This is a genomic window from Streptomyces sp. DvalAA-43, assembly GCF_900091725.1.
In the GTDB taxonomy this organism is placed as follows: Bacteria; Actinomycetota; Actinomycetes; order Streptomycetales; family Streptomycetaceae; genus Streptomyces; species Streptomyces pulveraceus.
In genome coordinates this window covers 1-25,109 of sequence record NZ_FMBW01000087.1, presented here as the reverse complement: position 1 = coordinate 25,109, position 25,109 = coordinate 1, and the positions used below count along the sequence as shown (strand labels likewise).

At 73.5% G+C, this 25,109-nt stretch carries 14 protein-coding genes; 13 read left to right on the top strand and 1 reads right to left on the bottom strand.

Annotated features, from left to right (window positions below; translation table 11 throughout):
- Nucleotides 1–86 precede the first annotated feature (86 nt).
- The 13 genes from GA0115234_RS34930 to fxsT (GA0115234_RS34870) all read left to right on the top strand — a co-directional run bounded on the left by GA0115234_RS34930 (nt 87) and on the right by fxsT (GA0115234_RS34870) (nt 21,459).
- Complete coding sequence (locus GA0115234_RS34930) at nt 87–569, top strand: CU044_2847 family protein (protein WP_093549760.1); 483 nt, start codon at nt 87–89, stop codon at nt 567–569.
- Complete coding sequence (locus GA0115234_RS34925) at nt 566–2,632, top strand: serine protease (protein ID WP_256088893.1); 2,067 nt, start codon at nt 566–568, stop codon at nt 2,630–2,632. Before GA0115234_RS34930 ends, GA0115234_RS34925 begins: the two co-directional genes overlap by 4 nt.
- A gap of 88 nt (nt 2,633–2,720) precedes the next feature.
- The gene (locus GA0115234_RS34920) at nt 2,721–3,752 is read left to right on the top strand and encodes an AAA family ATPase (protein ID WP_093549759.1); all 1,032 of its coding nucleotides are present in this window, start codon (nt 2,721–2,723) and stop codon (nt 3,750–3,752) included.
- A 7-nt stretch (nt 3,753–3,759) separates the two neighbouring features.
- Entirely contained in the window at nt 3,760–7,164 is a 3,405-nt protein-coding gene (locus tag GA0115234_RS34915; RefSeq protein WP_093550411.1) for an SAV_2336 N-terminal domain-related protein, read from the top strand.
- 231 nt (nt 7,165–7,395) lie between these two features.
- Nucleotides 7,396–7,593, top strand: a complete 198-nt coding sequence (gene fxsA / locus GA0115234_RS34910) for an FxSxx-COOH cyclophane-containing RiPP peptide (protein ID WP_093549757.1) — start codon at nt 7,396–7,398, stop codon at nt 7,591–7,593.
- Between the two features lie 144 nt (nt 7,594–7,737).
- Nucleotides 7,738–8,931: an FxsB family cyclophane-forming radical SAM/SPASM peptide maturase gene (locus GA0115234_RS34905; RefSeq protein ID WP_161275721.1), complete on the top strand. Its 1,194-nt coding sequence runs from the start codon at nt 7,738–7,740 to the stop codon at nt 8,929–8,931.
- On the top strand, nt 8,928–10,340 hold the full coding sequence (locus tag GA0115234_RS34900) for an aKG-HExxH-type peptide beta-hydroxylase (protein ID WP_093549753.1): 1,413 nt from the start codon (nt 8,928–8,930) through the stop codon (nt 10,338–10,340). The genes GA0115234_RS34905 and GA0115234_RS34900 overlap by 4 nt, the downstream gene beginning before the upstream one ends.
- 81 nt (nt 10,341–10,421) lie before the next feature.
- Nucleotides 10,422–13,415 (top strand): FxSxx-COOH system tetratricopeptide repeat protein, encoded by a 2,994-nt coding sequence (fxsT, locus tag GA0115234_RS34895; protein WP_093549751.1) that lies wholly within the window; start codon nt 10,422–10,424, stop codon nt 13,413–13,415.
- An 85-nt stretch (nt 13,416–13,500) separates the two neighbouring features.
- A complete protein-coding gene (locus GA0115234_RS34890) occupies nt 13,501–13,914 on the top strand; it encodes a CU044_2847 family protein (protein ID WP_093549750.1) in 414 nt (137 codons plus the stop codon).
- Nucleotides 13,911–14,870, top strand: a complete 960-nt coding sequence (locus tag GA0115234_RS34885) for an ATP-binding protein (RefSeq protein WP_093549748.1) — start codon at nt 13,911–13,913, stop codon at nt 14,868–14,870. The genes GA0115234_RS34890 and GA0115234_RS34885 overlap by 4 nt, the downstream gene beginning before the upstream one ends.
- 7 nt (nt 14,871–14,877) lie before the next feature.
- Nucleotides 14,878–16,734, top strand: coding sequence for a hypothetical protein (locus GA0115234_RS34880; protein ID WP_093549746.1), 1,857 nt, complete (start codon nt 14,878–14,880; stop codon nt 16,732–16,734).
- Nucleotides 16,724–18,064, top strand: a complete 1,341-nt coding sequence (locus GA0115234_RS34875) for a CHAT domain-containing protein (protein ID WP_093549744.1) — start codon at nt 16,724–16,726, stop codon at nt 18,062–18,064. The genes GA0115234_RS34880 and GA0115234_RS34875 overlap by 11 nt, the downstream gene beginning before the upstream one ends.
- Entirely contained in the window at nt 18,061–21,459 is a 3,399-nt protein-coding gene (gene fxsT / locus GA0115234_RS34870) for an FxSxx-COOH system tetratricopeptide repeat protein (RefSeq protein WP_093549742.1), read from the top strand. The genes GA0115234_RS34875 and fxsT (GA0115234_RS34870) overlap by 4 nt, the downstream gene beginning before the upstream one ends.
- Nucleotides 21,460–21,608: 149 nt before the next feature.
- Here the strand turns inward: fxsT (GA0115234_RS34870) and GA0115234_RS34865 are convergent.
- Nucleotides 21,609–25,109: multifunctional oxoglutarate decarboxylase/oxoglutarate dehydrogenase thiamine pyrophosphate-binding subunit/dihydrolipoyllysine-residue succinyltransferase subunit (locus tag GA0115234_RS34865; protein WP_093549740.1), on the bottom strand; the 3,501-nt coding region annotated here is incomplete at its 5' end.

Here is a 25,109-nt window from a genome sequence, read left to right as displayed (position 1 = left end):
GCGCCACCCCCGCGTCCTGTCCCGAGCACCTCGCATCGGGGGCGTACTGCCGTTAGCCTGCGGGTAGTTGGGGAACGGGGGGTTTCATGGGTGACAGCGACGCCCGTATGACGCGCATCGAGATGCCCGACGGTACGGAGGTCTGGGCGCGGATCTCCGGTGCCGAGGAGCTGGCCCGGACCGGATCGGGCCCGTCGTTCGCGGACATCGGCGCCGGGGGCATCGCCGATCGGGTGCAGGCCCGGGTCGAGAGTCTGCACGGGGTCGTGACCAGCGTCGCGCGTTCGCTCGCCGAGCCGCTGCGGGCCGTGCGGCCCGACGAGGTCAGCGTCGAATTCGGCATCGAGCTCACCGCGAAGGCCGGCAAGGTCGTCGGGCTGCTCGCGGACGGCGAGGCCAAGGGCTCCATCAAGGTCACCCTGACCTGGAACGGCGGCGGCCCGCCCCTCGACCCGCAGCTGCCCGCACAGCCGTCGGCCACCCCTGCCACCGGTTCTCCCGCCGGGGCATCCACCGGCGCAACGGCGCATGCGGGCGGCGCCGGGCCGGACGACGGAAGCGGATCGTGACGCACCCGCCGGGCGGGGGCGCGTGGCAGGGGCCGAACGGTGCCGAATCCGCGCTGATGAGCCTCGTGAAGGACGCCACGGTCCGCATCCATCGTCCGGAGCCCGGGTATGCCCCTGAAGGATCCGACGGCGACTTCCTGGGGAGCGGCTTCTTCATCGCCCCGAGCTGGGTCCTCACGTGCGCGCACGTCGCGATGGAGGGGAGAGGGCGTCAGGTGAACGTGGTGTACAAGACCGCCCGCGGCGGCGACGCCGTCCGGGTCGGGGGCACGGTCAGGGCGGCCCTGCCCGAGGAACGGCCGGGCACCGGCGGCTGGCCGGCCCCCGACCTCGCCCTCATCCAGCTGCTGCGGCCCGTCGAGCACCCCTGTGTGTACCTCAGCGAGCGCTCCACGGGCATGAACCGCGGCGCGTACTACTTCGCGGGCTGGGCGGACGGCGGCGCGGGAACGCTCAAACGGCTCGGCCGCGAGTGCCGGGTGGTCGGCACCGTCGACGACTGGGCCGACGGCGACGAACAGGTGCTGATCGAGGCGAGCCAGCTGTACGCGGGCATGTCCGGCGGCCCCGTCGTCGACCTGGCCCGGGGCGAGGTCGTCGGCGTGCTCAAGTCGCGCGCCACCGATACGAACGGCGGCACCGCGATCGGTGTGGAGCGGCTGCGCACGCTGCCGGTGCCGGTCCGGGCGGCCACCGCCGAGTCCGACGACCCGTACCAGGCCGTGTTCCACGCCCACGACCGCTACCACGCCGACCGGCACAGCAACCCCGTCGACGACGAGGAGACCTGGGCGGACGTCCAGCGGGACCTGGGCTCCGTGGCGGGCCCGGCGCTCACCCCGCAGCAGCGCGTCGACCTGCTGGGGCGGCTCGCCAAGCTCCCCCCTCCGGTCAGTACCCGCAGCCTCCTCGACATCCTCGGCGGCCTGGGGTACGGATACCGGACCATCGGCGTCCCGGCGCCCCGCGGCTGGCGCGACGGCCTCGGCGTCCTCTACGACGCGCGCGAGGGCGACGAGGCGCTGGAACGGATCCTGCGCTACTGCATGAGCGCCATCACCGCCGAACGCCCCTATGTGGTGCCGTCCACCAGACTCGCCGAGGACGCCCTGTGGGACTGGGTGAAGGAGACCGCCGAGGACCGGCTCCGCCGGCCGTTCCGCCGCGAGATGGCCCGGCTCCGCTACCAGGGCCGCTACGACCGGGGCGCCGAGCACCCGCGTACCCCCGAGCCGGCCGACGAGCCGGTCCGGCCGCCGGGCTCACCGTCGCTCGTGGTGCTGCATCTGGAGCCCCGCGCCTGGCAGCCGGACCAGTACGACTGGCGGGTCGTCGCCCGCCCCTGCGCCGACGACCTGCCCGTGACGGAGAACTACCAGGGCACCAGGGCCGACGAACTGCCGGCCAGGCTCGCCGCCGCCCTCGGCACGGCGTTCCGGATGTGCGACGAACCCGACAACCCCGCGATCCTCCAGGTCGTCGTGCCTCCGGCGCTGGTCGACCTGGAGGTCGAGCAGTGGCGACTCCCCTCCGACGGCCGCCCGCTCGGGGTGCAGCGGCCCGTCGTCATCCGCTGCTCGGACGAGCGCCCCGCCCCGCCCGACGACGCCGTCCCGGAGCACGAGGCGCGCTGGAAACGCATCCACACCGGCCCGATGCGGGCCGCGGTCCTCGACTGCGACGACGGGATGCGGGTACCCGTGCCCCTGACGGCGGAGCTGCGCGGGCTGGCGTACGAGACCGTCCCGGTGCTCTGCCGGTACGGCGGACGGACCGACGCCCAGAGCGCCGCCGGGTTCGGGCGGGTGTTCGACGGCGGGTTCGGTGTGGTCCTGTGGCGGCGCCCGCGGGTCGAACGGACCGCGGCCTGCACCGAGTTCCACCTCCGCGTCGTCGACACGGTCGACGGGGCGGGTGTGGCCGACCGGCTCCCGCAGCGGATCCACGAGCTGAGAAAAGGGGTGTGCGAGGGCCGGAACGACATGTTCTGGTCGGACGGCATCGCCGTGATGTACGCCGATCCGCAACCGCCGCCGCCCGGCCCGTTGTTGCAGGCGCCGTGATTTCCCTTACGGGGTGCGGACCGGATGGCTACGGTGAACCACGTTCGACTGCTGCCCCTGGCGGACGAGTGATGACGAGGAACACGTTATGAGTGAACCCAGCGAGTGGCTCATCTACCGAGGGGCCGGCGAACCGCACGAAGGGATCGAGCAGTTGCCCCCGCCGCCGCCCTGGCGCGACTTCGCGAGCCGCGGCGCCGCGGCCGCCGGGCAGCCGGGCGGGGACGGTTCCGCCGACCGCCGCCTCGGCGGTCACCGGCACATCGCCGAACTCCACCGGCCGGGCGCCGAGGAGCTCGAAATGATCAACGCCGCGCTCTACTTGCGGCGCCCGCTCCTGGTCACCGGCACCCCCGGCGCCGGAAAGAGCACCCTGGCCCACTCCGTCGCCCATGAACTCGGGCTCGGCCGGGTCCTGCGCTGGCCGATCGTGAGCCGGACGACGCTGCTGGACGGCCTCTACCACTACGACGCGATCGCCCGGCTCCAGGACGTGCAGATCGCCGCGCACGGCGCGGCGGCCGGCACCGGCGGCGCCGAGGCCGCCGACGGCGTGGGCAGCTACATCCGGCTCGGTCCGCTCGGCACCGCGCTGCTCCCCTCGGACCGGCCCCGGGTGCTGCTCATCGACGAGCTCGACAAGAGCGACATCGATCTGCCCAACGACCTGCTCAATGTGCTGGAGGAGGGCGAGTTCGGCATTCCGGAACTGGAGCGGATCGCCGACCGGCTGCCCGGTGGCGAGGCGGAGGTCCTCGACGACGACGGCAACAAGGTCAAGGTGCGCGGCGGCCGGGTGCAGTGCACGTCCTTCCCGTTCGTCGTCCTCACCAGCAACGGGGAGCGGGACTTCCCCGCGCCCCTGATGCGCCGCTGCATCCACCTGGAGCTCGGACGCCCCGACCACCAGCGCCTCGCGACCTTCGTACGCGCCCACCTCGGCGACGAGGCGGCGCGCTCCGGGGACGATCTCATCGCCCACTTCCTGGAACGGTCCCGCAGCGAACTCCTCGCCACCGACCAGCTGCTGAACGCGATCTACCTCACCGACGCCGCCGCCCCGGCCGGCCGCGACCGCCTCGCCGACCTGCTCATCCAGCGACTCGACCGGCCGAGGTGATGTGCTGATGGCGGGCGCCGGACCCCAGGGCTCCCCCGACGCGCGCGGTGCCGACGACACGGGGCTCTACCCGGCGTTGGTGGCACGGCTGCGCGAGGCCGGGCTCGACCCCGACGTCGAGCAGCTCCGCGACGCCCTCTGGCTGGCCCGCTGGGCCCGCCACCCGGACGCGCCGCCGGAGGACGACGAGGTACGGGGGAGTGCGCCGCCGGTCCGCCCGCCCCGGGAGCGGGCGGACGAACGGCCCGCCGCCCCGGAGGCCGATGCCGCGGAGCCCGCGCCCGGCCCGCCGGGCGACGAGCCCCCGCCGCGACGGGACCCCGGGGAGTCGGACCGGGTCACCCTCTACCCCGTACCGCGCACCGGATCCGCGCGCCGGGCCCGTCCGGGCGGCAGGGCGGAGGGCGGCACGAGCGCCCTCACCTTCGGTGTGCCCGCCGCCCCGGCACTTCCCGCCCCCCTCGAACTCCAGCGAGCCCTGAGACCGTTGCAGCGCTACCACCCCGCGTCGCCCCCGCTGCGCAGCGCCCTCGACGAGACGGCGACCGCCGAACTCAGCGCCCGCGCGGGCGGGTTGATCATCCCGGTGTTCCGCGGTGTGTCCCGGGGCGAGGCGGTCCTGCAACTCGTCATGGACGCCTCGTCCTCGATGCTGGTGTGGGACCGGATGTTCGGCGAACTCCAGCAGATATTCGCCCAGTTGGGTGCCTTCCGGGACGTCCAGGTGCGCTATCTGCATCAGGGGCCCGACGGTGCCGCCGCGGTCAGCCGCAGCCCCGAGCCGGGCGGGGCGCCGCTGAACTCCGCGGACCGGCTGAGCGATCCGACCGGCCGGCGCGTCACCGTCCTGGTCAGCGACTGCGCAGGACCGCTCTGGCACAGCGGACGGGCCCACCGGCTGCTGCACCAGCTGGCCGCCCAGGCACCGGCCGCCGTGCTCCAGCCGCTGCCGCAGCGGATGTGGAACCGGACCGGACTGCCGGTCACCTACGGCTCGCTGTCCCGGGGCGACGGACCCGGCGGAGCCGCCGTGCTGAAGGTCGTCGAACAGCCGGGCATGGGCCCCGCCGTGCACCCGGGGGCCCTCGCCGTACCCGTCCTCCCGCCGGTCGAAGGGGCACTGGCGGCCTGGGCGAGGCTGCTCTCCGGCACCGGCTCGGGGCAGATCTCCGGCGCGGTCGGCTGGGTGCGGGCCGATCAGCCGGCGGCGGCCGCGCAGCGTCCGGGCGGCGGACTCTCCTCGCTCCAGCTGGTCAGCCGCTTCCGTGCGGCGGCCTCACCGGCCGCCGGACAGCTCGCCGTCTATCTGGCCGCGGCCCCGCTGCATCTGCCGGTGATGCAGTTGGTGCAGCGCACGATGCTGCCCCACTCGGGTCCCTCCGAACTCGCCGAGGTGCTGCTGAGCGGGCTGCTGGCACGGAGCAGGGACGCGGACGGCGTCGAGTACGACGACCAGTGGTACACCTTCCTGCCCGGTGTGCAGGAGGCGCTGCTCGGCTCGCTGGGCCGCGACGAGGCGCTGCTCGTGCTCAAGCACTGTTCGCAGTACATCGAGCAGCGGTTCGGGAGGGGCGGGCCGAACTTCCCGGCCCTGGCCTTCGCCCAGCTCGGCGAGGGCAGGCACCGGGAGGGGCCGCCGCCCGCCCGCGGCACAGACCCTCTGGGGGACGGCGCACCCGACGAGGAGATCGACGAGATCGAGGAGGGCGGCGAGCACGGGGACGGCGGCGCGGGCGACCCGGCACGCGTCCCCCATCCCTTCGCCGAGGTCGCGGTCCGCGTACTGGAACGCTTCATGCCGCTGCCCGAGCAGTTCGTGACGCAGACCGGACGGGGCGGCCACACCGCCGCCGCCCGGACCCCGAACGCGGCGGTGGAGAGCGCCCGCGCCCTCGTGCGCCAGTTCGAGTCGGACCGCATGGTGCAGTACCTCATCGACGCCGTGCAGCTGCTGCGCGGCGCCACCGAACGCGAGGAACGGCCGGGCGCCGACCCCGGGCTGTGGGCGGAGTACGCCCGCTGCGTGCTGAGGCTCTGGGAGGTCCAGGGCGACACCGAACTGCTCCGCGAGGCCGAGTACGCCGCCGAACGAGCCGCCGCGCACCCCGCCGCGGTCGGCGAACGGGCCGTACTGGCCAAGGTGTTGCACGCAGCGGCCGACGACCGGCGGCGGCGCGGCGACCGGCGCGGCGCACTGGAGCTGCTGCGCCGCGCCGACCGCGAGTACACCGCCGCCTGCGCGGCCCCCGGCCTGGCCCCCGCCGAGGCCCTGCGGCTGACACTGGAACGTGTCCGGGCCCTGGAGGCGCAGTGGCGGCTCGACGGCGACACCGCCCTGCTCCAGGCCGCGTGCGGCATGCTGGAGGCGTTCGCCGATGTCTGGCCCGACCAGGAGAACCGGCCCACCACCCTGCCGCTGGCACACGGCCGGACCCTGCTGAAGCTGGCCGGGGCCACCACCGACACAGAACGGTCCCGGGCCCACGCGAGCCGGGCCGCACGCTCCCTGCGCACCGCGTTCGAACAGGGCGGCGGCCGCCACACCATGGGCACCGAGGTGCGCATCCTGCTCGACCTCGTGGACGCCCTGCTCGGCTCCGGCGAGGAACCGGACGAGGCCGCGACCCTGATCCAGCAGGCCCTGGCGACCGTACGCGATCAGCGGCTGCGCGCCTCGCTCCGGATCAGGGCCGGCCGGGTCGGAGTCGCACGGTACGAGCACACCGGCGATCCGGACGAACTCGTGGACGCCGCCGACTGGTTCGCCCGCGCCGCCCGGGGCGTACCGCGCGACTCGCGGGCCCACGCCGATCTGCTCGCCGAATGGGGCGGCACCCTGCTGCGCCGGGCCCGGCTGCCGGACGGGCGCCCGCACATCGGCGCCGCGATCCGGGTGCTGCGCGACTGCCGTACGGAGACGGCGGCGGGCAGCGTGCACCAGGCCGAGCGGCTGCTGATGCTGGGCCGGGCGCTGATGCTGCGGCACCACGCCGCCGAGGACCGGGTCGATCTCCGGGAGGCCGAGCACCTCTTCGGCCTCGCGGCCCGGGAGGCGGCCGACCCGCTGACCGGGGCGCGCTGCTGGCTGGAGCTGGGCCGGGCCCATCTCGACGCCTCCCGGGTGCTGCGGCGCCCGGCCCGGCTCGACGAGGCGGCCGAGGCCTTCCGGAGCGCGGCCGAGGCGGCCGGCACGGCGGAGGCGGAGCTGGACGGCCCGCAACAGGCGGGACAGGCCGTCGAATTGAGCGCCACGGCCCACCACTGGCGGGGGATGACCTACGAGGCGGCGGGACGCCCCCGGGCCGCGCGCGAGGCGTACCGGGCGGCCCACCGGGAATGGGGCAAGCTGCCGGACGGCGGCGGCGCGGCGGGCGGGGCGACCGCCGAGCGGCTGGCGGAGCTGGAGCGCTGAGCCGCGCGAGGGGGGAGCCCCCGGCGGCGCCGTACGCCCGGCGCACGACCGGCACCGTCGGACGGCATGCTCCACGAGGCGTAGGCCCGGTCGTGCGGGGCATCCGTACAGAGGCGACCGGCGCGGGCGGGGCCCGTGCCGGGCACACAGGTCAGGGACGCGGGCCCGGCGTGGTGCGCTCAAGGGCGAGCACACCACGGCGGGCACGATGCGGTGTTACGGGGAGGAACGATGAACGAGACGGCACACACGGGCACTCCGGAGGGCGGGCCGGGCAGTGGTCCGGGCGCGCTGCCGGATCTGCTGGGGCTCGATCTGGAGTCACTGCGCACGCTCGACCATCCGGTGCTCGCCGAGGTGGTCGCGGATCTCCGCGGGCGGGCCGAGCAGCCGCGGGAGATGCTGTGGGGTTTCACCAACGCCTTCTGAGGCCGCACGATTTCGGTCCGGGGCCCGGTTGAACAGGACATCGTGGTGAGGGGCGGGTTTGCCCGTACGGCAGGCCAGGGATACTCGCCTCGGGACGGCGACGGGGGCCGTACCGTCGGACGTGAACGGCGCGGGGGTGCGGGAGTGTCTCGACAGGCGACGCCGAAACCGCTCCCACGCGCCGACGACGTCCGACTCCCCGCCCCCTTCGGGCAGTTCATCGTCAAGGTGCACGGCCGCTGCAATCTCGCCTGTCGCTACTGCTACCTGTACGAGGGCCCCGACCACACCTGGCGCGACCGCCCGGCCGCCGCCGCGCCCGCCGTACTCGACCGCACCGCGCACCGCATCGCCGAACACGCGGCGGCCCACGGCCTGCGGGACCTCGCGCTCGTCCTGCACGGCGGCGAACCCCTTCTCGCGGGCGCCGACCGGCTGGCCGCCTTCGCCGACCGGGTGCGCGGCCTGTCGCCCGAGGGCTGCACCGTCCACACCACCGTCCAGACCAACGCCACCCTCCTCACCGGGCCCCGCGTCGCCACCCTCGCCCGGCACGGCATCCGCATCGGCATCAGCCTCGACGGCGGCCGGCCCGCCCACAACAGCCGGCGCACCGACCACGCCGGACGCCCGTCCTGGCCCGCCGCCTCGCGCGGCGCCCGGCTGCTCGCCGACCGGCACCCCGACGCGTACGCGGGCATCCTCACCGTCGTCGACCCGGACACCGACCCGGTCGAGATGTACGAGTCGCTGCTCGAACTGCGCCCCCCGGCCCTGGACCTGCTGCTGCCGCACGGCAACTGGACCAACCCGCCACCGGGCCTGCCGCCCACCGGGCCCGGCCGTCCGACCCCCTACGGCGACTGGCTCGTCACCGTCTTCGACCGCTGGTGGCGCACCGGACGGCGGGAGACCCGGATCAGGCTCTTCGAGGAGTGCATCGCCCTGCTGCTGGGCCTGCCCGGAGCCACCGAATCCCTCGGCCTCGACCCCGTCGACGCGATCGTGATCGAGACGGACGGGGCGATCGAGCAGGTCGACTCCCTCAAGTCCGCCTACGACACGGCCGCCGCCACCGGGCTCGACGTCTTCCACCACACCTTCGACGACGCCCTGCGCCACCCCGGCGTCGCCGCCCGCCGGGCAGGCGCCGACGCACTCGCCGCGGCCTGCCGCGCCTGCCCGCTGCTGACCGTCTGCGGGGGCGGCCACTACGCACACCGCTACCGCGCAGAGAACGGCTTCGCCAACCCGTCCGTCTACTGCGCCGACCTCGAACGGCTGGTCCGCCATGTCGCGGCCCGGCTGTCCGACGCGACCGCAGGAGACCGCCGATGATCCCCCCACTCCCGGACCGCATGCTGCGCCTGCTCGGCCGCACCGAGGGCGACGCCGACACCCTCGGTGTCCTCGTGCGTGACCAGGACACCCGCCGGCTCCTCCTGCTGCGGGCCCTGCTCGACGCCGCCGAGGCGGCCCCCGCGGCCCTCTGCCCGCCCCGGGCGCTCGACCGGCTGCGCCAGGACTGGGCGCTGCTGGAGACGGCCGAGCGCGCCGACCGCGGGGCCGTGCGCACCGTCCTGCTCCACCCCCTCGCCGGGCCCTGGGTCCAGCGCTGCCTGCGCGGCCTCTCCGGCTCGGCGACCGCCACCGGGCCGGGGCCCGAACTCCGCGCCGATCTCGCCCACTTGAGCGCCCTGGCCGCAGCCGCCGCGATCCGGGCCGGAATCCCGTTCGCGACCCGGCTCACCGCACACGACGGACTGCTGTCCCTGCCCACCCTGGGCGCCCTGTGCACCGCGTCCGCCACCTCCACGACCGTCGACATCGCCTTCCACGACGGCGAACTGACGATGCGTGAGGACGCGGCCGGGCCGCCACTGCTCGCGCACACCCAGCCGGACGGGACGACCGGCTCGGCCGACCCGCGCTGGCTGCCCGTGCTCGCCCTGCCCGCCGTGCCCTCGGGCACCGGACCCGTGCCCCTGGACGACGTCGACCCGTACCGCACCGACGGCAGCGGACGCCGGCCGCACGGGCTGAGCGCCGCCACCCACATCGACGACCACGAACGCAAGGCGTGGGCCGAGTCCTGGAACGGCGTGGTGCCACTGCTCCGCATCGGCGGCGAGCACCGCCTCACCGAAGCGGCGGTCCTGCTGCGCTGCCTGGTTCCGCTCGGCCCGCCGCCCGGCTCCGGGCCCACCGGTGAGAGCGCGGCACACTGCAGCGGCACCCGGCGCGAGGCGTTCGGCGCCGTCCTCAGCAGCAAGCCGGCCACCCCCGCCTACTTCGCCTCCACCCTCGTCCACGAACTCCAGCACACCAAGCTGTCCGCACTCGGCGCCCTCGTACCGCTGCACCACGAGGACCCGGAGCCCCGCCACTTCGCGCCGTGGCGCTCCGACCCGCGCCCCTTCGACGGCCTTCTCCAGGGCGCCTACTCGCACATCGCCCTCGCCGACTACTGGCAGCGGTTCGCCCTCGCCGCGCGGCGCGTCACCCACCGCGACCTGGCCTGGGCCGAGCACGCCCGCTGCCGCGAACAGGTCGGCGCCGTGCTGCCCGTGCTGGCCGGTTCGGCGGCGCTGACCCGCGAAGGCCGGGTCCTGGTCAACGAGATGATCACGCTCTACCACCGTCTGGACGATTGCCCGCCCCCAACGGGGCACCTCGCGCGCGCTGAGGCGTACGTGGCCACCACCAAGGTGATATGGCAGCAGAGGAACGGCCCGCACAGGCCGTGAGGGACCTCGGGACTGTCCGCCGGAACGACCATGCTCCGGTGTATGTTGACAAGGCTCGAATCGAGGCAGGGAGACGGCTGAATGCCCGGAACGCGTAGGCAAGTTGGAGCAACCGGGGCGCATACCGTCACCATCAGTTTCGCCGGGTTCAACCGGGCCTGGGCGACCTGGATCGGCGACCGTCTGGAGCGGCGCGGGGTGACGGTCGTCCAGCAGCGCTGGGACCCCCCGGTGGAGGTTCCGCTGGAGGAGTCGCTGCGCGATCTGACGCTCTCCCGGGGCCGCGTCCTGGTGATCCTCAGCGACTGGTACTTCCAGCTCGGCCCGCGCAGCCACGACGAGTGGAACAGGGCACTGCGCGAGGTCGTCGCCCCCGACCCCGACCGGTTCGCCGCCGTCTGCGTCACCACGTCCGCGCTCCCCGGCGCCACCTCGGCCCTCGGCGCGGCCGACCTGACCAACGTCGGCGCCGACGAGGCCGAACGGCGGCTCCTGGCCCGCCTGGGCCTGCCCACCGACCCGCTGCCCGAGGCCGTCGGGTCCCGGCAGGGCCCCCGCTATCCGGCCGACGTAACGGAGGTGTGGGGCGGGGTGCCGCGCCGCAACACCCGGTTCACCGGCCGCGAGGAGCTGCTCAGCAAGGCGTACCAGGCCCTCCAGGACGCCGGACCCGGCGCCGGGGTCGTGGCGCTGCACGGCATGTCCGGGGTGGGCAAGACCCAGCTGGCGGCGGAGTACGTCTACCGGTTCGGCTCCGAGTACGACGTGGTGTGGTGGGTGCCCGCCGACCGCCGCGCCCTCTACCGCCAGAAGCTCGCCGAACTCGCCCCCGAACTGGGCCTGTCCACGGGCGCCGAGTACGGGGAGCGGCTGCGCGCGGTCCGGGACGCGCTGCGGCGCGGCGAGCCGTTCTCCCACTGGCTGCTGGTCCTGGACGGGGCGGACGAGCCCGAGCACATCTGGGACCTGGTGCCGACCGGCCCCGGACACGTGCTGATCACCTCCCGCAACCCGGAGTGGAGCGAGCACAACAGCAACCTCGTCGAGGTCCCGGTCTACGAACGCGACGAGTCGGTCGCCTTCATCCGCCGCCGCGCCCCACGCCTCACCCCGAACGACGCGGACCAGCTGGCCGAGGCCCTGGAGGACCTCCCGCTCCTCCTGGACCAGACGGCGGGCTGGCTCAACGACTCCGACATGTCGGTCGAGGAGTACATCGAACTCCTCGAAGGGGGCATCGACCAGGACGTCGTCAAGGTCTCCGCCGACTTCCCGCTCGCCTTCCAGACCGCCTGGTCGATACTGCTGAACAAGCTCAAGGAGACCGTCCCGGAATCCGTGGACCTGCTGCGGCTGTGCAGCTTCTTCGCGCCCGGCTCGATCCCCGTACGCCTGCTGAGGGAAATGCCCCCCGGCGAGCTGCCGGAACAGCTCTCCGGCCTGATGAACGACCCACTGCTGTGGAACAAGGCGATCGCCCAGCTCCGCCAGTATTCCGTGGTCCGACTGGAGTCCCACGAGACGGCCGGCGAGGAGGCCTCGTCCGGCGAGTCGCTCTACATGCACCGCATGGTCCACCAGATCGTCGGCAAGGACATGCCGGAGCGCGACCGCGAGGAGTTCATCGGCGTGGTCCGCAGGGCCCTCGCCGCCGCCGACCCCGGCCGCCCCACCGACACCCGGCTGTGGCCCGCCTACGCCGAGATCACCCCGCACCTCAAATGGGCCGACGTACTCAACAGCACCGACCCGGCCGTGCACACCCTGGTGCTCAACTGCCTGCGCTACATGTACCTCTCCGGCGAGTACCGGGCCGGCATCAAGCTGGGCGAACGCGCCATGAAGGCCTGGCGACGCCTCCTCGGCGAGGACCACCCCCGGGTCTGGGACCTCAGCTACCACTACGCGAACGTGCTGCGGGCCGTCGGCGACTACGCCGGTACGGAAGCCATCGAACGCGCCGCCGTCGACCACCTGCGCGCCGAACGCGGCGCACAGGACCTGGAACACCTCCGCGCCGCCGACGGCCTCGCCGCCGACCTGCGGGGCCTCGGCCGCTACGACGAGGCACTGGAGATGTCGGCCTGGCTCCTCGCGTCCTACCGCGAACTCCTGGGCGACCAGGACTCGCGCACGCTCAGCGCTCAGAACAACCTGGGTGCGTCGCTGCGCCTGCTCGGCCGGTACGAGGAAGCACTCGAACACAACGGCCGCACCCTGGAAGCCCGCCGCCAACTGCTGCGTCCACGGCACAGCTGGACGCTCTACTCCGAGATCAACTACGCCACCGACCTGCGTCTCCTCGGCCGGTACGCCGACGCCCTCTCGCTCCAGAACCAGAGCGTCCGGGTGCACCGGCTGGTCATGGGGCCCGACAACCCGCAGACCCTGCGCGCCGAGCACAATCTCGCGCTCTGCCAGTACCGCGCGGGAGAACGCGCCAAGGCCGCGACGCTGTTCACCCGCGTTCTCGAACGCAGCGAGCGGGTGCTCGGCGAGAGCGACCCGCTGACCATGATGTTCGCGGCCAGCCAGAGCTTCTTCGCCCGCGAGCACGCCGACATCGACCAGGCCAGGGCCATAAGCGAGCGGGTGGTCGACGGCTATGTGGACATGCTCGGCGAGGAGCACCCGTACGTGGCGGGGACCCGGGCCAACCACGCTCTGATCCTCCGCAACGTGGGCGAACGCGACCATGCGCACGCCCTGTTGGAGGAGTCACTCGCCGGCATGACGCGCGCCGTGGGGGAGCACCACCCCTGGACCCTGGGCTGCGCGGTGAACGCCTCGGCGCTGCGCAATCTGGTGGGCGACCCGGAATCCGCGGCCGCACTGACGGACGCGGTCATCGGCCGGGCCACCGAGGTCCTCGGCCGGACCCACCCGCTGACCCTCTCCGCCCGGATCGCGCACGCCGCTGACCTGCGCGGCATCCGTGACCGGCAGCGCGCGGACAAGATCGAGCGGGAGGCCCTGGACGACCTGGTCACGACGCTGGGCGCCCAGCACGTCCACACCGTCTCGGCCCGGTCCCGTAACCGTCCCTACTGGGACTTCGAACCGCAGATGATCTGAGCCGATTCACGGAAAGCCCCTCAACAAGTGAATGACCGTCAGTATTCTTTCCCGACACGTCGGTTGTGAGGAATCGGGGGAGCGGATGGCGGTCATCGTCGGGTCCACGGAACCGGGGGAGGACGGCCCGATCCCGGTCGTCGTGGACGCCGGGACCTTCGGGACGGACCCGGCACCGGCCGGGGAGAGCGAGTCCTTCTACAGCCCCGGGGAGACCAGGGGCGGCGCCGACGCCGCCCGGCGCGTCCTGAGCGGCGCCGGTGACCTGTACGGCGACGGGATCGATCTGGCGCGACGCTGTGCCGCACGGGCGATGCGCGGACTCGGGGACCTCGGCGACGGACTGCGGCCCGACGAGATCGAACTCCAGGTCGGGATCACCTTCGAGGCCGGTATGGCGGCCGTGGTGAAGGCCGGTGCCGAGGCGCAGATCCAGATCACCTTCCGCTGGCAGCCCGGCAACGAGGGGCAGGCCACTGCCACGGCGACCCCCTCATGAGCGAGCCACCGTCCAGGGCCGCCGCCCCGGCGCCCCGGGTGCCGATCCTCCCGTACAGCCGGATCGTCGGGCAGGAGGACCTCAAGCTGGCCCTGGAGCTCAACTTCGTCTCCCCGAGGATCGGCGGGGTGCTGATCACTGGGCAGCGGGGCACCGCCAAATCCACCGTGGTCCGTGCCTTCGCGCTGATGTCCGGCGGCGAGCTGCCCGTCACGCTCCCGATCAACGCGACCGACGACCGGGTGGTCGGCGGCTGGGAACTGGACTCGCTGATGCGGGGCGTGGCGAAGCCGCAGCCCGGCCTGCTGGAAGAGGCCGACAGAAAAGGACTGCTGTACATCGACGAGGTCAACCTGCTGGACGACCACCTCGTCAACATCATCCTGGACGTCGTCTCCACCGGTGTGCTGTCCATCCAGCGCGAAGGCATCGACCTGGCCAGGCAGCTGTCGTTCGGACTCGTCGGCACCATGAACCCCGAGGAGGGCAGCCTGCGGGCCCAACTCCTCGACCGCTTCGGGCTGATGGTGGCGGCGTCCGAGCTGGACCTCGCCGAGCGCCGGCGGATGATCACGACCGTGCTCACCTTCGAGGAGGAACTGGAGGCCGAGGACTCCGCCTGGCTGCGCGCCGCACAGGACGAGGACGACACACTGCGCACCGCGCTCCAGGCGGCGAGGGACCGGCTGAAGGACGTCCGGCTCGACGAGAGCGTGAGCGGGCTCTGCGCCGAGGCGGCGGAGCTGCTGGGCGCCATCGGGCAGCGCGGTGACCTCCTCGTGGCGAAGACCGCCCGCGCGCTGGCCGCACGGGACGGGCACGCGCGGGTCGAACCCGACCACGTCCGCCGGGTGCTGCCGCTGGCCCTGCGCCACCGCAGACCGGACTCCGCCCACGGCGCCGCCCTCACCTGGGGGCCCGACGAGGACGACCGCGTCAGCGCCCTCTTCGGCTGAGCCGCCGATGTCCGCATCCCCACTCCGGCCGCTGCCCGCCGCGGACGCCGGCCAACTCCCCCGGCGACTGCTCACCGCACTGGCCTGCGCCGCCGTCGAGCCCAAGCTGTCCGGGGTGCTGCTCTTCGGCCTCCCCGACGCACACCTCGCCACCGTCGCCGCCGTACTCGACCGGCTGCTCGCCGGTCCCACCGGTACGCCCGTTCCCCGCACCGCCCTCACCGCCGCCACCACGGACGAGGACCTGTGGTCGCGGCCCCGGGTGAGCCGAGGCCCGCACGGCATCGACTTCGCGCTGGACCCCGGACCGCTCACCGAACCCGTGCCCGGCCCCTCCCTCGTCGTCGTCCCCGACCTCGCCAGGCTCAGCGTGCCGGGGAAGCGGGCCGCCGTACAGCTCCTCGGCGCCGATGTCGCCACCGTCGAACAGTCCGGGCTGCGCCGCCGCTGGCGTCCGGCGGCCCGCTGGCTGGCCGTCTGCCGCACGGAGGACGTACCACGCGTCTCCCCGCACCTCCTGGACCGCTTCCCGCTCCGCCTCACCGCCCCCGACCTGAGCATCCGGCCCGGTGACACCCCGCTCGGCCCCCTCCCGGCCGCCTGGACCCGGGCCCTGGACCGGGCCCGCTCCACCGGACCCCGGCCACCCCTGCACCCCGCCGACGACTTCGCGTCCCGGGTCCTGGAACTCCTCGACGACCAGGACGGCACCGGCCAGCGCAGAGCCCTCGCCCTGGCCCGGACCGCCCGCGCCCTGGCCCGCCTCGACGGCGCCGAACGCCTCACCGCCGACCACGCCGAAGCGGCCGCCACCCTCCTGCGGCTGCGCTCCGCCCGGAACCCGTCCACCGAACCCCCGCCCGGCCCCGACACCGTCGACACCGCACGCGGCGCACCCCGCATCCTCCCCGGGCCCTGGCCCGACACCGACCGGCGCCCCGCGCCCGGCACACCCGTCCTGGAACCCGGACCCGCCGAACCCATTGGGTTGGGACGCGCGGCGGGCCCCTGGCCGACCACCGACACCCCGTACCCGGAGGACACCGCCGGACCACCGCCGGAGGACTCGCCCCTGCGCACCCCGGCCCGGCGCACCACCGGCCCCCGGGCCGCGCGCGGCCCCGTCGTCGGGGTACGCCCCGCCCGGGACCTGTGGGACCTGGCGCCCGTACGCACGGCGATGGAAGCGGCCAAGTACCGGGCGGTACGGGACCGGAGCGAACGCCTGGTGATCCTCCCGGGCGACCTGCGCGGATACGTCCGGGCACCGGAACCGGTCCGGACGCTCACCCTCGTCCTGGACCACACCTGCCGCGAGGACTGGGACTGGCACGCGGCACTCGCCCCGTTCCTGCACTGGGCCTATGTCACCCGCGCCCCGGTGCACGTGGTCGAGGTCGGCGGGCGCGGGGCACCGAACGAGGTCCGGGCCGAGTCCTTCACCGCCCTGTCCACCCGCTCCCCGCGGATCGCCGCGGCCCTGGCCCGGCCGCCCGGCCGGGCCACCCCGCTCGCCCACGGACTGCAACTGGCCGAACAGACCCTGCGCCGGGCCTTCCAGCACCACCGCGCGGGCCTGGTGGAAGCGCTGCTGGTCGTGGTGACCGACGGGCGCGGCAACGTTCCGCTCGCCGCGAGCCGCCGTGGCGAGGCCGGACGCGACGCCGTGGGCCGCACCGGCATCGACGACGCGCTCGCCGCGGCCGGCCGGATCAGCGGCATGGACCGGACCCGGCTGCACAGCCTGGTCGTCGACCCGGGACGGCAGCCGTACCCGGAACTCCCCCATCTGCTGGCCGAGGCCCTCGACGGCAGGGTGGTCCCGGGCAGGCCGGAGCACGAGGCGGCCGACCGTGGGCGGTGAATCCGCGGGGCTCCGCCGTCTGCTGGAGAACTCCGTGGCCACCGGCCGGCGGCTCGCCAGAACCCCCGTACCGGCCGGGGTGCGCACCGGACTGCGCGAACGGCTCGGGCTCACGGAGGCCGACGCCGACAGCCGGCCCCCACCGCACACCGCCCGGATCACGGTCGTCCCGCACCACGAATGCCACGGCGGCGCCCAGACGTTCGGCGTCAGCGCCTGGTGCGAAGGCATCCCCCCGCTCCCGTACACCACCGGGCCGACCCAGCTGCGCCCCACCGGCATCGGCCTGGGCAACGCCCTGGGCGACGGCCCCGCCCCCTCCCAGCTGCTCCGCGACATCCGGCACTGGTCCCGGAACCAGCGACGGCTCGCCGCCTGGCTCAACCGGGCCCGCGCGCTGCACGGCGACGCGCTCCAGGTCACCATCCACGACGACACCGGCTACGAGATCCCCTGGGAGGCGTTCTGGCTGCCGGCCGAACCGGCCGACGGGCTGGGCGAAGGGCTGCTCGGCGCCCTCGTCGCGGTCACCCGGTGGCTCACCATCCGCAGCACCGAACTGGTGCTGCCCGAAGCGTCCGTGTCGGCCGCTGGCGATGTGCTCGGCTACTACTTCCACGACCCGCGCCCGGCCCGCCCGTACCACGACGGCGTACGGCACATCCATGACATGCGGGCCGACATGGCGGCCTTCCAGGGGTACGCGCACCGCCCCCACCTGACGATCGACGGCTTCCTCGACGAGCTCGACGGATGCCCGGCCGATCCCGTCGGCCTCGTCTACATGGCGGCCCACGGCACCTACGACGACCGGGTCGACGCGCTCACCCTCGCCGAGGTGACCTGGGCCGAGTACGACGACCGCCCGATGACGGTGCTCGACAAGGACCACTCGATGGTCTGTCTCAACGCCTGCCACTCGGCCAGGTTCGTCCGCAACACCGGGCTGGGCGAGACGGACCTGCGGGGCTTCACCGAACTCTTCCTCCGCAAGGGCGCCGGAGGCTGCGTCGTCGCGGCCGGACAGGTCGGCGACAGCGAGGCACGCGAACTCATCCGGCAACTCGTCGGCACCCTGGCCGCCGAACCCTGGCGGCCGGTGGCCGACTCGCTGCGCCTCTTCCGGGCCCGCGCGCTGGACGAGTTCGGCCCCTTGACGAACCTGCCGCGCACCCGGCACGAAGGACGGTTGAACGTGGACGGACAGAGACCCGTCCTGCGTCTGCTGTACAGCCTCATGTTCCAGTACTACGGGCATCCGCTCAGCACGCTCAGCCTCAGCGGACCACGCCCCGGCACGGCGACGGGCGGGGAAGGGGACGCACGGTGAACGGCGACGATCCGACCCTGCTCATCGAACCCGTCGTCAGCCGGCCCCACGAGGCCGAGGCCGGGTGCGCCTACCTCGTCACCGTCGACCTGCGCGGTCCGCTCGGGCCGCGGGGCGAGGAGGACCCGGACGCGTGGCCGTACCAGGACGAGGAGCTGACCTTCACCGTCGCGCTGGACGGGGGGCGGCACTTCGTCTGCGAGGTGCTCGACGACCCCGCGCTCGTACTGCACCGCTACGGGGGCACGTACGGCCCGGCCCGGTTCGTCGTCACCGCGGGCCGGGCCACCGGGCCCGCCGAACTGTGGCTGACCCTCACCAACCAGTGGGGGACACCGGTCCGCAAGGCCGCCCTGCCCTGCCGGATCACCCCGCAGGCGGAGGGCGCCCCGGACGACACCGGCGCGACCGCGGTCCTCGGATACGTCCCCGCCCAGCCACCCGAGGACCCGGAACCGCGCGGGTGGCCGGAGAGCGATCCGGCCGACGCAGAGGGCCTCGCGCCCTTCGAGGGGCCCCCGGTCCCGCGCACCACGCCCGGTCCGGTCGACCACGTCACCATCAGTTTCGCCGGGTTCAACCGGGCCTGGGCGGAGTGGATCGGGGACCGTCTGGAGCGGCGCGGGGTGACGGTGGTCCAGCAGCGCTGGGACCCTCCGGCGGAGGTTCCGCTGGAGGAGTCGCTGCGCGATCTGACGCTCGCCCGGGGCCAGGTGCTGGCGGTCCTCAGCGACTGGTACTTCCAGCCGGCGCCGCGCGGGCACGAGGAGTGGAACAGGGCGCTGCGGGAGGTCGTCGCCGCCGCGCCCGACCGGTTCGCCGCCGTCTGCGTCACCACGTCCGCGCTGCCCGGCGCCGCGTCGGTCTTCGGCGCGGCCGACCTGACCAACGTCGGCGCCGAGGAGGCGGAACGGCGGCTCCTGGCCCGTCTGGGGCTGCCCACCGACCCGCTGCCCGAGGCCGCGGGGCCCCGGAAAGGGCCCCGGTATCCGGCCGACGTCCCACAGGTGTGGGGCGGGGTGCCGCGCCGCAACACCCGGTTCACCGGCCGCGACGAGCTGCTGGCGGCGACGTACGAGGCACTGAACGAGGCCCGCCCCGGTGCCGGGGTCGTGGCGCTGCACGGCATGTCCGGGGTGGGCAAGACGCAGCTGGCGGCGGAGTACGTCTACCGGTTCGGCTCCGAGTACGACGTGGTGTGGTGGGTGTCGGCCGAGCGCCGCTCCTTCTACCGGCAGCGGCTCGCCGAACTCGCCCCCGAACTGGGCCTGTCCACGGGCGCCGAGTACGGGGAGCGGCTGCGGGCCGTCCGGGACGCGCTGCGGCGCGGCGAGCCGTTCTCCCACTGGCTGCTGGTCCTGGACGGGGCGGACGAGCCCGAGCACATCTGGGACCTGGTGCCGACCGGCCCCGGGCACGTGCTGATCACCTCCCGCAACCCGGAGTGGAGCGAGCACAACAGCGACCTCGTCGAGGTCCCGGTCTACGAACGCGACGAGTCGGTCGCCTTCATCCGCCGCCGCGCACCGCGTCTGACCCCGCACGATTCCGGCCGGCTGGCCGAGGCCCTGGAGGACCTCCCGCTCCTCCTGGACCAGACGGCGGGCTGGCTCAACGACTCGGAGATGTCGGTCGAGGAGTACATCGGACTCCTCGAAGGCGGCATCGGCCAGGACGTCGTCAAGGTCTCCGTCGACTTCCCGCTGACCTTCCGCACGGCCTGGTCGCTCCTGTTGAACAAGCTCTGGGAGACCGCCCCGGAAGCCGCCGGCCTGCTGCGGCTGTGCAGTTTCTTCGCACCCGATTCCATTCCCCTGCGCCTGCTGCACGAGGTCGCCTGGGACACCGTCGCCGGCCTGGAGGCACTCACCGACCCCGACCGGCTCGACCGGGCGGTCCAGCAGCTGCTGCGCTACTCGGTCGTCAGGCTGGAGACCACGGTGCCCTCGGGCCGGGGGCCGGTGGACCCGAGCCGGGCCCTCCACATGCACCGCATGATCCACCGCATGATGCGGGACGAACTGCCCCCGGCCGACCACGCGGCCTGCGCCGAAGCGGCCCGTGGCGCGCTCGCCGCCGTCGACCGGGGGCAGCCCTCCGACGTACGGATGTGGACCACGTACGCCGCGCTCACCCCGCACCTGAAGTGGGCGGAGGTGCTGGAGAGCACCGCGCCCGCGGTGCAGGACCTCGTCCTCGACTGCCTGCGCTACCTGTACCTCTCGGGCGAGTACGGCAGCGGCGTCCGGCTCGCCGAACCGGCCATGACCTCCTGGACGGCCCTGCTCGGCGCGACCCACCCCCGGATCTGGGACCTCGGCCACCACTACGCCAACCTGCTCCGCGCCCTCGGTGACTACCGGACCAGCGAACGCGTGGAGCGGGCGGCGGCCGACTACCTCGCGGCCGAACACGGCGACCACGACCTGGAGCACCTGCGCGCCGCCGGCGGTCTCGCCGCCGACCTGCGGGGCCTGGGCCGCTACGACGAGGCGCTGCGGCTCTCCGTCTCGATCAGGGACCGCTACCTCGCCGTCCTCGGTCCGCAGGACTACCGGACCCTGAACGCGGACAACAACCTCGCGGTCTCCCTCCGGCTCCTCGGCCGGTACGGCGAGGCGTTCGAGCGGGACCGTCACACGCTGGACCTGCGGCGGTCCGTGCTGGGCGAGCAGGCCCCCGCCACCTTGTACTCGGAACTCAACTGCGCCATCGACCTGCGGCTGCTCGGACACCACCGCGATGCCGAGGGGGCCCTGGAACGGACGGTCCGCAGGCATCTGGCGGCGCTCGGCGCCAACAACCCGCAGACCCTGCGCGCCCAGCACAACCTCGCGCTGTGCCGGTACCTCGCGGGCGACCCGGCCGCCGCCCGGCCCGCCCTGGCCCGGGTACGGCGGGACTGTCAGCGGCTCCTCGGCGAGCACCACCCCCTCACCCTGCTGATCACGGCGAGTGCGGCCTGCGCGGAGCGGCGGGCGGGCGACCCGGACCGGGCCCTGCTGCTGCACGAGCGGGTGGTGGCGGGGTACCGGTCGATGCTGGGCGACGCACACCCGTACACCATCGGGGCGGTGGGGAACCTCGGACTGATGCGCTGGGCGCTGGGGGAGCGGGACGCCGCGGTCGACGCGATCGAGCAGGCCCGCTCGATGATGGTCCGGTCGACCGACGCGGGACACCCCTGGGCGCTCGGCTGCGCGTACAACGCGATGCTCGTCCGGATGCGGACCGGGCGGACCGGTGAGGCGCGCGGGCTGGGCCGGGCGAACGGTCCGCGGACGACGGCACTGCTGGGGGCGGACCACCCGCTCGCCTCCGCCTACCGGCAGGCGGAGGACCCGGCGCGTGCCGAGCACCTGGACTTCTGGGACTTCGAGCCCCTGATCGTCTGACGGGGCCGCTCGTCTGACGGGGCCGCGCACCGCCGACGGTCCGGAGGGGCCGCGCACCGTCCGGGCTGGCGCGGTCCGGCGCCGCATACCGAGGGGCCCCCTCCCGCGATCGTCTCGCGGGAGGGGGCCCCTGTCGGTGCGTCAGCGGATCAGGCCTCGAAGACCTCGGCGACCAGCTGGGCCTGCTCGGCCTGGTGGCGCTTGGCCGAGCCGACCGCCGGGGACGAGCTGTGCGGGCGCGAGATGCGGCGCAGGCGCTCACCGTGCGGGACGTCGGCGCCGACGGCCAGGTCCAGGTGGTCGATCAGGTTCAGGGCGATGAACGGCCAGGCGCCCTGGTTGGCCGGCTCCTCCTGGGTCCAGAGGTACTTCTCGGCGTTCGGGTACTTGGCGATCTCGGCCTGGAGCTCGGCACCCGGCAGGGGGTACAGGCGCTCCAGACGGATGATCGCGGTGTCCGTGACGCCGCGCTTCGTACGCTCGGCCTCCAGGTCGTAGTAGACCTTGCCGGCGCAGAAGACGACCTTGCGGACGTCGGCCGGGTTCACCGAGTCGTCGCCGATCACCGGGCGGAAGCCGCCGGTGGTGAACTCCTCCACCTTCGACGCGGCCGCCTTGAGGCGGAGCATCGACTTCGGGGTGAAGACGATCAGCGGCTTGTGGTGCGGGTTGTGCACCTGCCACCGCAGGAGGTGGAAGTAGTTCGACGGCAGGGTCGGCATGGCGACCGTCATGTTGTTCTGCGCGCACAGCGTGAGGAAGCGCTCCGGGCGGGCGGACGAGTGGTCCGGGCCCTGGCCCTCGTAGCCGTGCGGCAGCAGCAGCGTGACGCCGGAGGTCTGGCCCCACTTCTGCTCGGCCGAGGAGATGAACTCGTCGACGACGGTCTGCGCGCCGTTGACGAAGTCGCCGAACTGGGCCTCCCAGACGACCAGCGACTCCGGACGGGCCAGCGAGTAGCCGTACTCGAAGCCCATCGCCGCGTACTCGCTGAGCAGCGAGTCGTAGACGTTGTAGCGGGCCTGCTCGTCGGAGAGGTAGAGCAGCGGGGTGTAGTCCTCGCCGGTCACCTGGTCGACGAGGACCGCGTGGCGCTGGCCGAAGGTGCCGCGGCGGGTGTCCTGGCCGGCGAGCCGGACCGGGGTGCCCTCCATCAGCAGCGAACCGATGGCCAGGGTCTCGCCCATGCCCCAGTCGATCGTGCCGTTCTCCACCGAGGCCGCGCGGCGCTGCATCTGCGGCATCAGGCGGGGGTGGACGGTGATCCGGTCGGGGATGTTGACCTGGGACTCGGCGATGACCTTGACGACCTCCGGGGAGATCGCGGTGGTCACGGCGACCGGGAACTCGGGCTGGACCTCGGGGGTGTGCGCCGGGGCCGGCAGCGAGGTGGCCTCGCGGACCTCCGCGAAGACCTTCTCCAGCTGGCCCTGGAAGTCCTGGAGCGCCTGCTCCGCCTCTTCCAGCGTGATGTCGCCGCGACCGATGAGGGACTCGGTGTAGAGCTTGCGCACCGAGCGCTTCTTGTCGATCAGGGTGTACATCTGCGGGTTGGTGAACTCCGGGTTGTCGCCCTCGTTGTGACCGCGGCGGCGGTAGCAGATGAGGTCGATCACGACGTCCTTGTTGAACGCCTGCCGGAACTCGAAGGCGAGCCGCGCGACGCGGACGACGGCCTCGGGGTCGTCACCGTTGACGTGGATGATCGGCGCCTCGATCATGCGCGCCACGTCGGTGGCGTACATCGAGGAGCGCGAGGACTCCGGGGCGGCGGTGAAGCCGACCTGGTTGTTGATCACCACGTGCACGGTGCCGCCGGTGCGGTAGCCGCGCAGCTGCGACATGTTGAGCGTCTCGGCGACGACGCCCTGGCCCGCGAAGGCCGCGTCGCCGTGGAGGGCGACGGGCAGGACGGTGAAGTCCGTGCCGCCCTTGTTGATGATGTCCTGCTTGGCGCGGGCGATGCCCTCCAGGACCGGGTCGACCGCCTCCAGGTGCGAGGGGTTGGCGGCCAGCGAGACCTTGATCTGCTCGCCGTCCAGACCGGTGAAGGTGCCCTCGGCGCCCAGGTGGTACTTGACGTCGCCGGAGCCGTGCATCGACCGGGGGTCGAGGTTGCCCTCGAACTCGCGGAAGATCTGCGCGTACGACTTGCCGACGATGTTCGCCAGCACGTTCAGCCGGCCGCGGTGGGCCATGCCGATGACGACCTCGTCGAGGCGGGCCTCGGCGGCGGAGTCGATGACCGCGTCGAGCAGCGGGATGACGGACTCGCCGCCCTCCAGCGAGAACCGCTTCTGGCCGACGTACTTGGTCTGCAGGAAGGTCTCGAACGCCTCGGCGGCGTTCAGCCGGCGCAGGATGCGCAGCTGCTCCTCGCGCTCCGGCTGCTGGGCGCGCGGGCGCTCCACGCGGTCCTGGAGCCACTTGCGCTGCTTCGGGTCCTGGATGTGCATGAACTCGATGCCGGTGGTGCGGCAGTACGACTCGCGCAGCACACCGAGGATGTCGCGGAGCTTCATCAGCGACTTGCCGGCGAAACCGCCGACCGCGAAGTCCCGCTCCAGGTCCCACAGGGTGAGGCCGTGCTCGGTGATGTCCAGGTCGGGGTGCTTGCGCTGGCGGTACTCCAGCGGGTCGGTGTCGGCCATGACGTGGCCGCGGACCCGGTAGGAGTGGATCAGCTCGAAGACCCGCGCGGCCTTGGTCACGTCGTTGTCGTGCGAGGCGTCGATGTCCGTGAGCCAGCGGACCGGCTCGTACGGGATGCGCAGCGACTTGAAGATCTCGTCGTAGAACTCGTTCTCGCCGAGCAGGAGCTGGGCGACGATCCGCAGGAACTCGCCGGAGGCGGCGCCCTGGATGACCCGGTGGTCGTACGTCGAGGTCAGCGTCATGACCTTGGAGATGCCCAGCTTGTTCAGGGTGTCCTGGGAGGTGCCCTGGAACTCGGCCGGGTAGTCCATCGCGCCGACGCCCATGATGAGGCCCTGTCCGGGCATCAGGCGGGGCACCGAGTGGACGGTGCCGATGCCGCCGGGGTTGGTCAGCGAGGCGGTGACGCCGGTGAAGTCGTCCATGCCGAGCTTGCCGTTGCGGGCGCGGCGGACGATGTCCTCGTAGGCCTGCCAGAACTCGAAGAAGTTGAGCGTCTCGGCCTTCTTGATGGCCGCGACGACCAGCTGGCGGTCGCCGTTCGGCTTCACCAGGTCGATGGCGAGACCGAGGTTGACGTGCTCCGGCTTGACCAGGGTCGGCTTGCCGTCCTTCAGCGCGAAGGAGTGGTTCATCGCCGGCATGGCCTTGAGGGCCTGCACCATCGCGTAGCCGATGAGGTGCGTGAAGGAGATCTTCCCGCCCCGGGCGCGCTTCAGGTGGTTGTTGATGACGATGCGGTTGTCGAAGAGCAGCTTCACCGGGACGGCGCGGACGGACGTGGCCGTCGGCAGCTCCAGCGAGGCGTTCATGTTCTTCGCGACGGCGGCCGACGGGCCGCGCAGCGTCACGTACTCGGGGCCTTCCGGGGCCTCGGTGGCCGGCGCGGCCGCGGCCTTGACCGGGGCGGGCGCGGCGGCCTTCGCGGCAGGGGCCGGAGCGGCCTGCGCCGGAGCGGCCGGGGCTGCCGGAGCAGCGGCGGCCGGTGCGGGGGC

Bases quoted from the DNA above. Each gene is read 5' to 3' on its own strand.
- GA0115234_RS34900 (WP_093549753.1), top strand. From the start codon at position 8,928: ATGATCCCCCCACTCCCGGACCGCATGCTGCGCCTGCTCGGCCGCACC.
- fxsA (WP_093549757.1), top strand. From the start codon at position 7,396: ATGAACGAGACGGCACACACGGGCACTCCGGAGGGCGGGCCGGGCAGT.
- GA0115234_RS34920 (WP_093549759.1), top strand. From the start codon at position 2,721: ATGAGTGAACCCAGCGAGTGGCTCATCTACCGAGGGGCCGGCGAACCG.
- GA0115234_RS34930 (WP_093549760.1), top strand. From the start codon at position 87: ATGGGTGACAGCGACGCCCGTATGACGCGCATCGAGATGCCCGACGGT.
- GA0115234_RS34880 (WP_093549746.1), top strand. From the start codon at position 14,878: ATGTCCGCATCCCCACTCCGGCCGCTGCCCGCCGCGGACGCCGGCCAA.
- fxsT (WP_093549751.1), top strand. From the start codon at position 10,422: ATGCCCGGAACGCGTAGGCAAGTTGGAGCAACCGGGGCGCATACCGTC.
- GA0115234_RS34915 (WP_093550411.1), top strand. From the start codon at position 3,760: ATGGCGGGCGCCGGACCCCAGGGCTCCCCCGACGCGCGCGGTGCCGAC.
- GA0115234_RS34885 (WP_093549748.1), top strand. From the start codon at position 13,911: ATGAGCGAGCCACCGTCCAGGGCCGCCGCCCCGGCGCCCCGGGTGCCG.
- GA0115234_RS34890 (WP_093549750.1), top strand. From the start codon at position 13,501: ATGGCGGTCATCGTCGGGTCCACGGAACCGGGGGAGGACGGCCCGATC.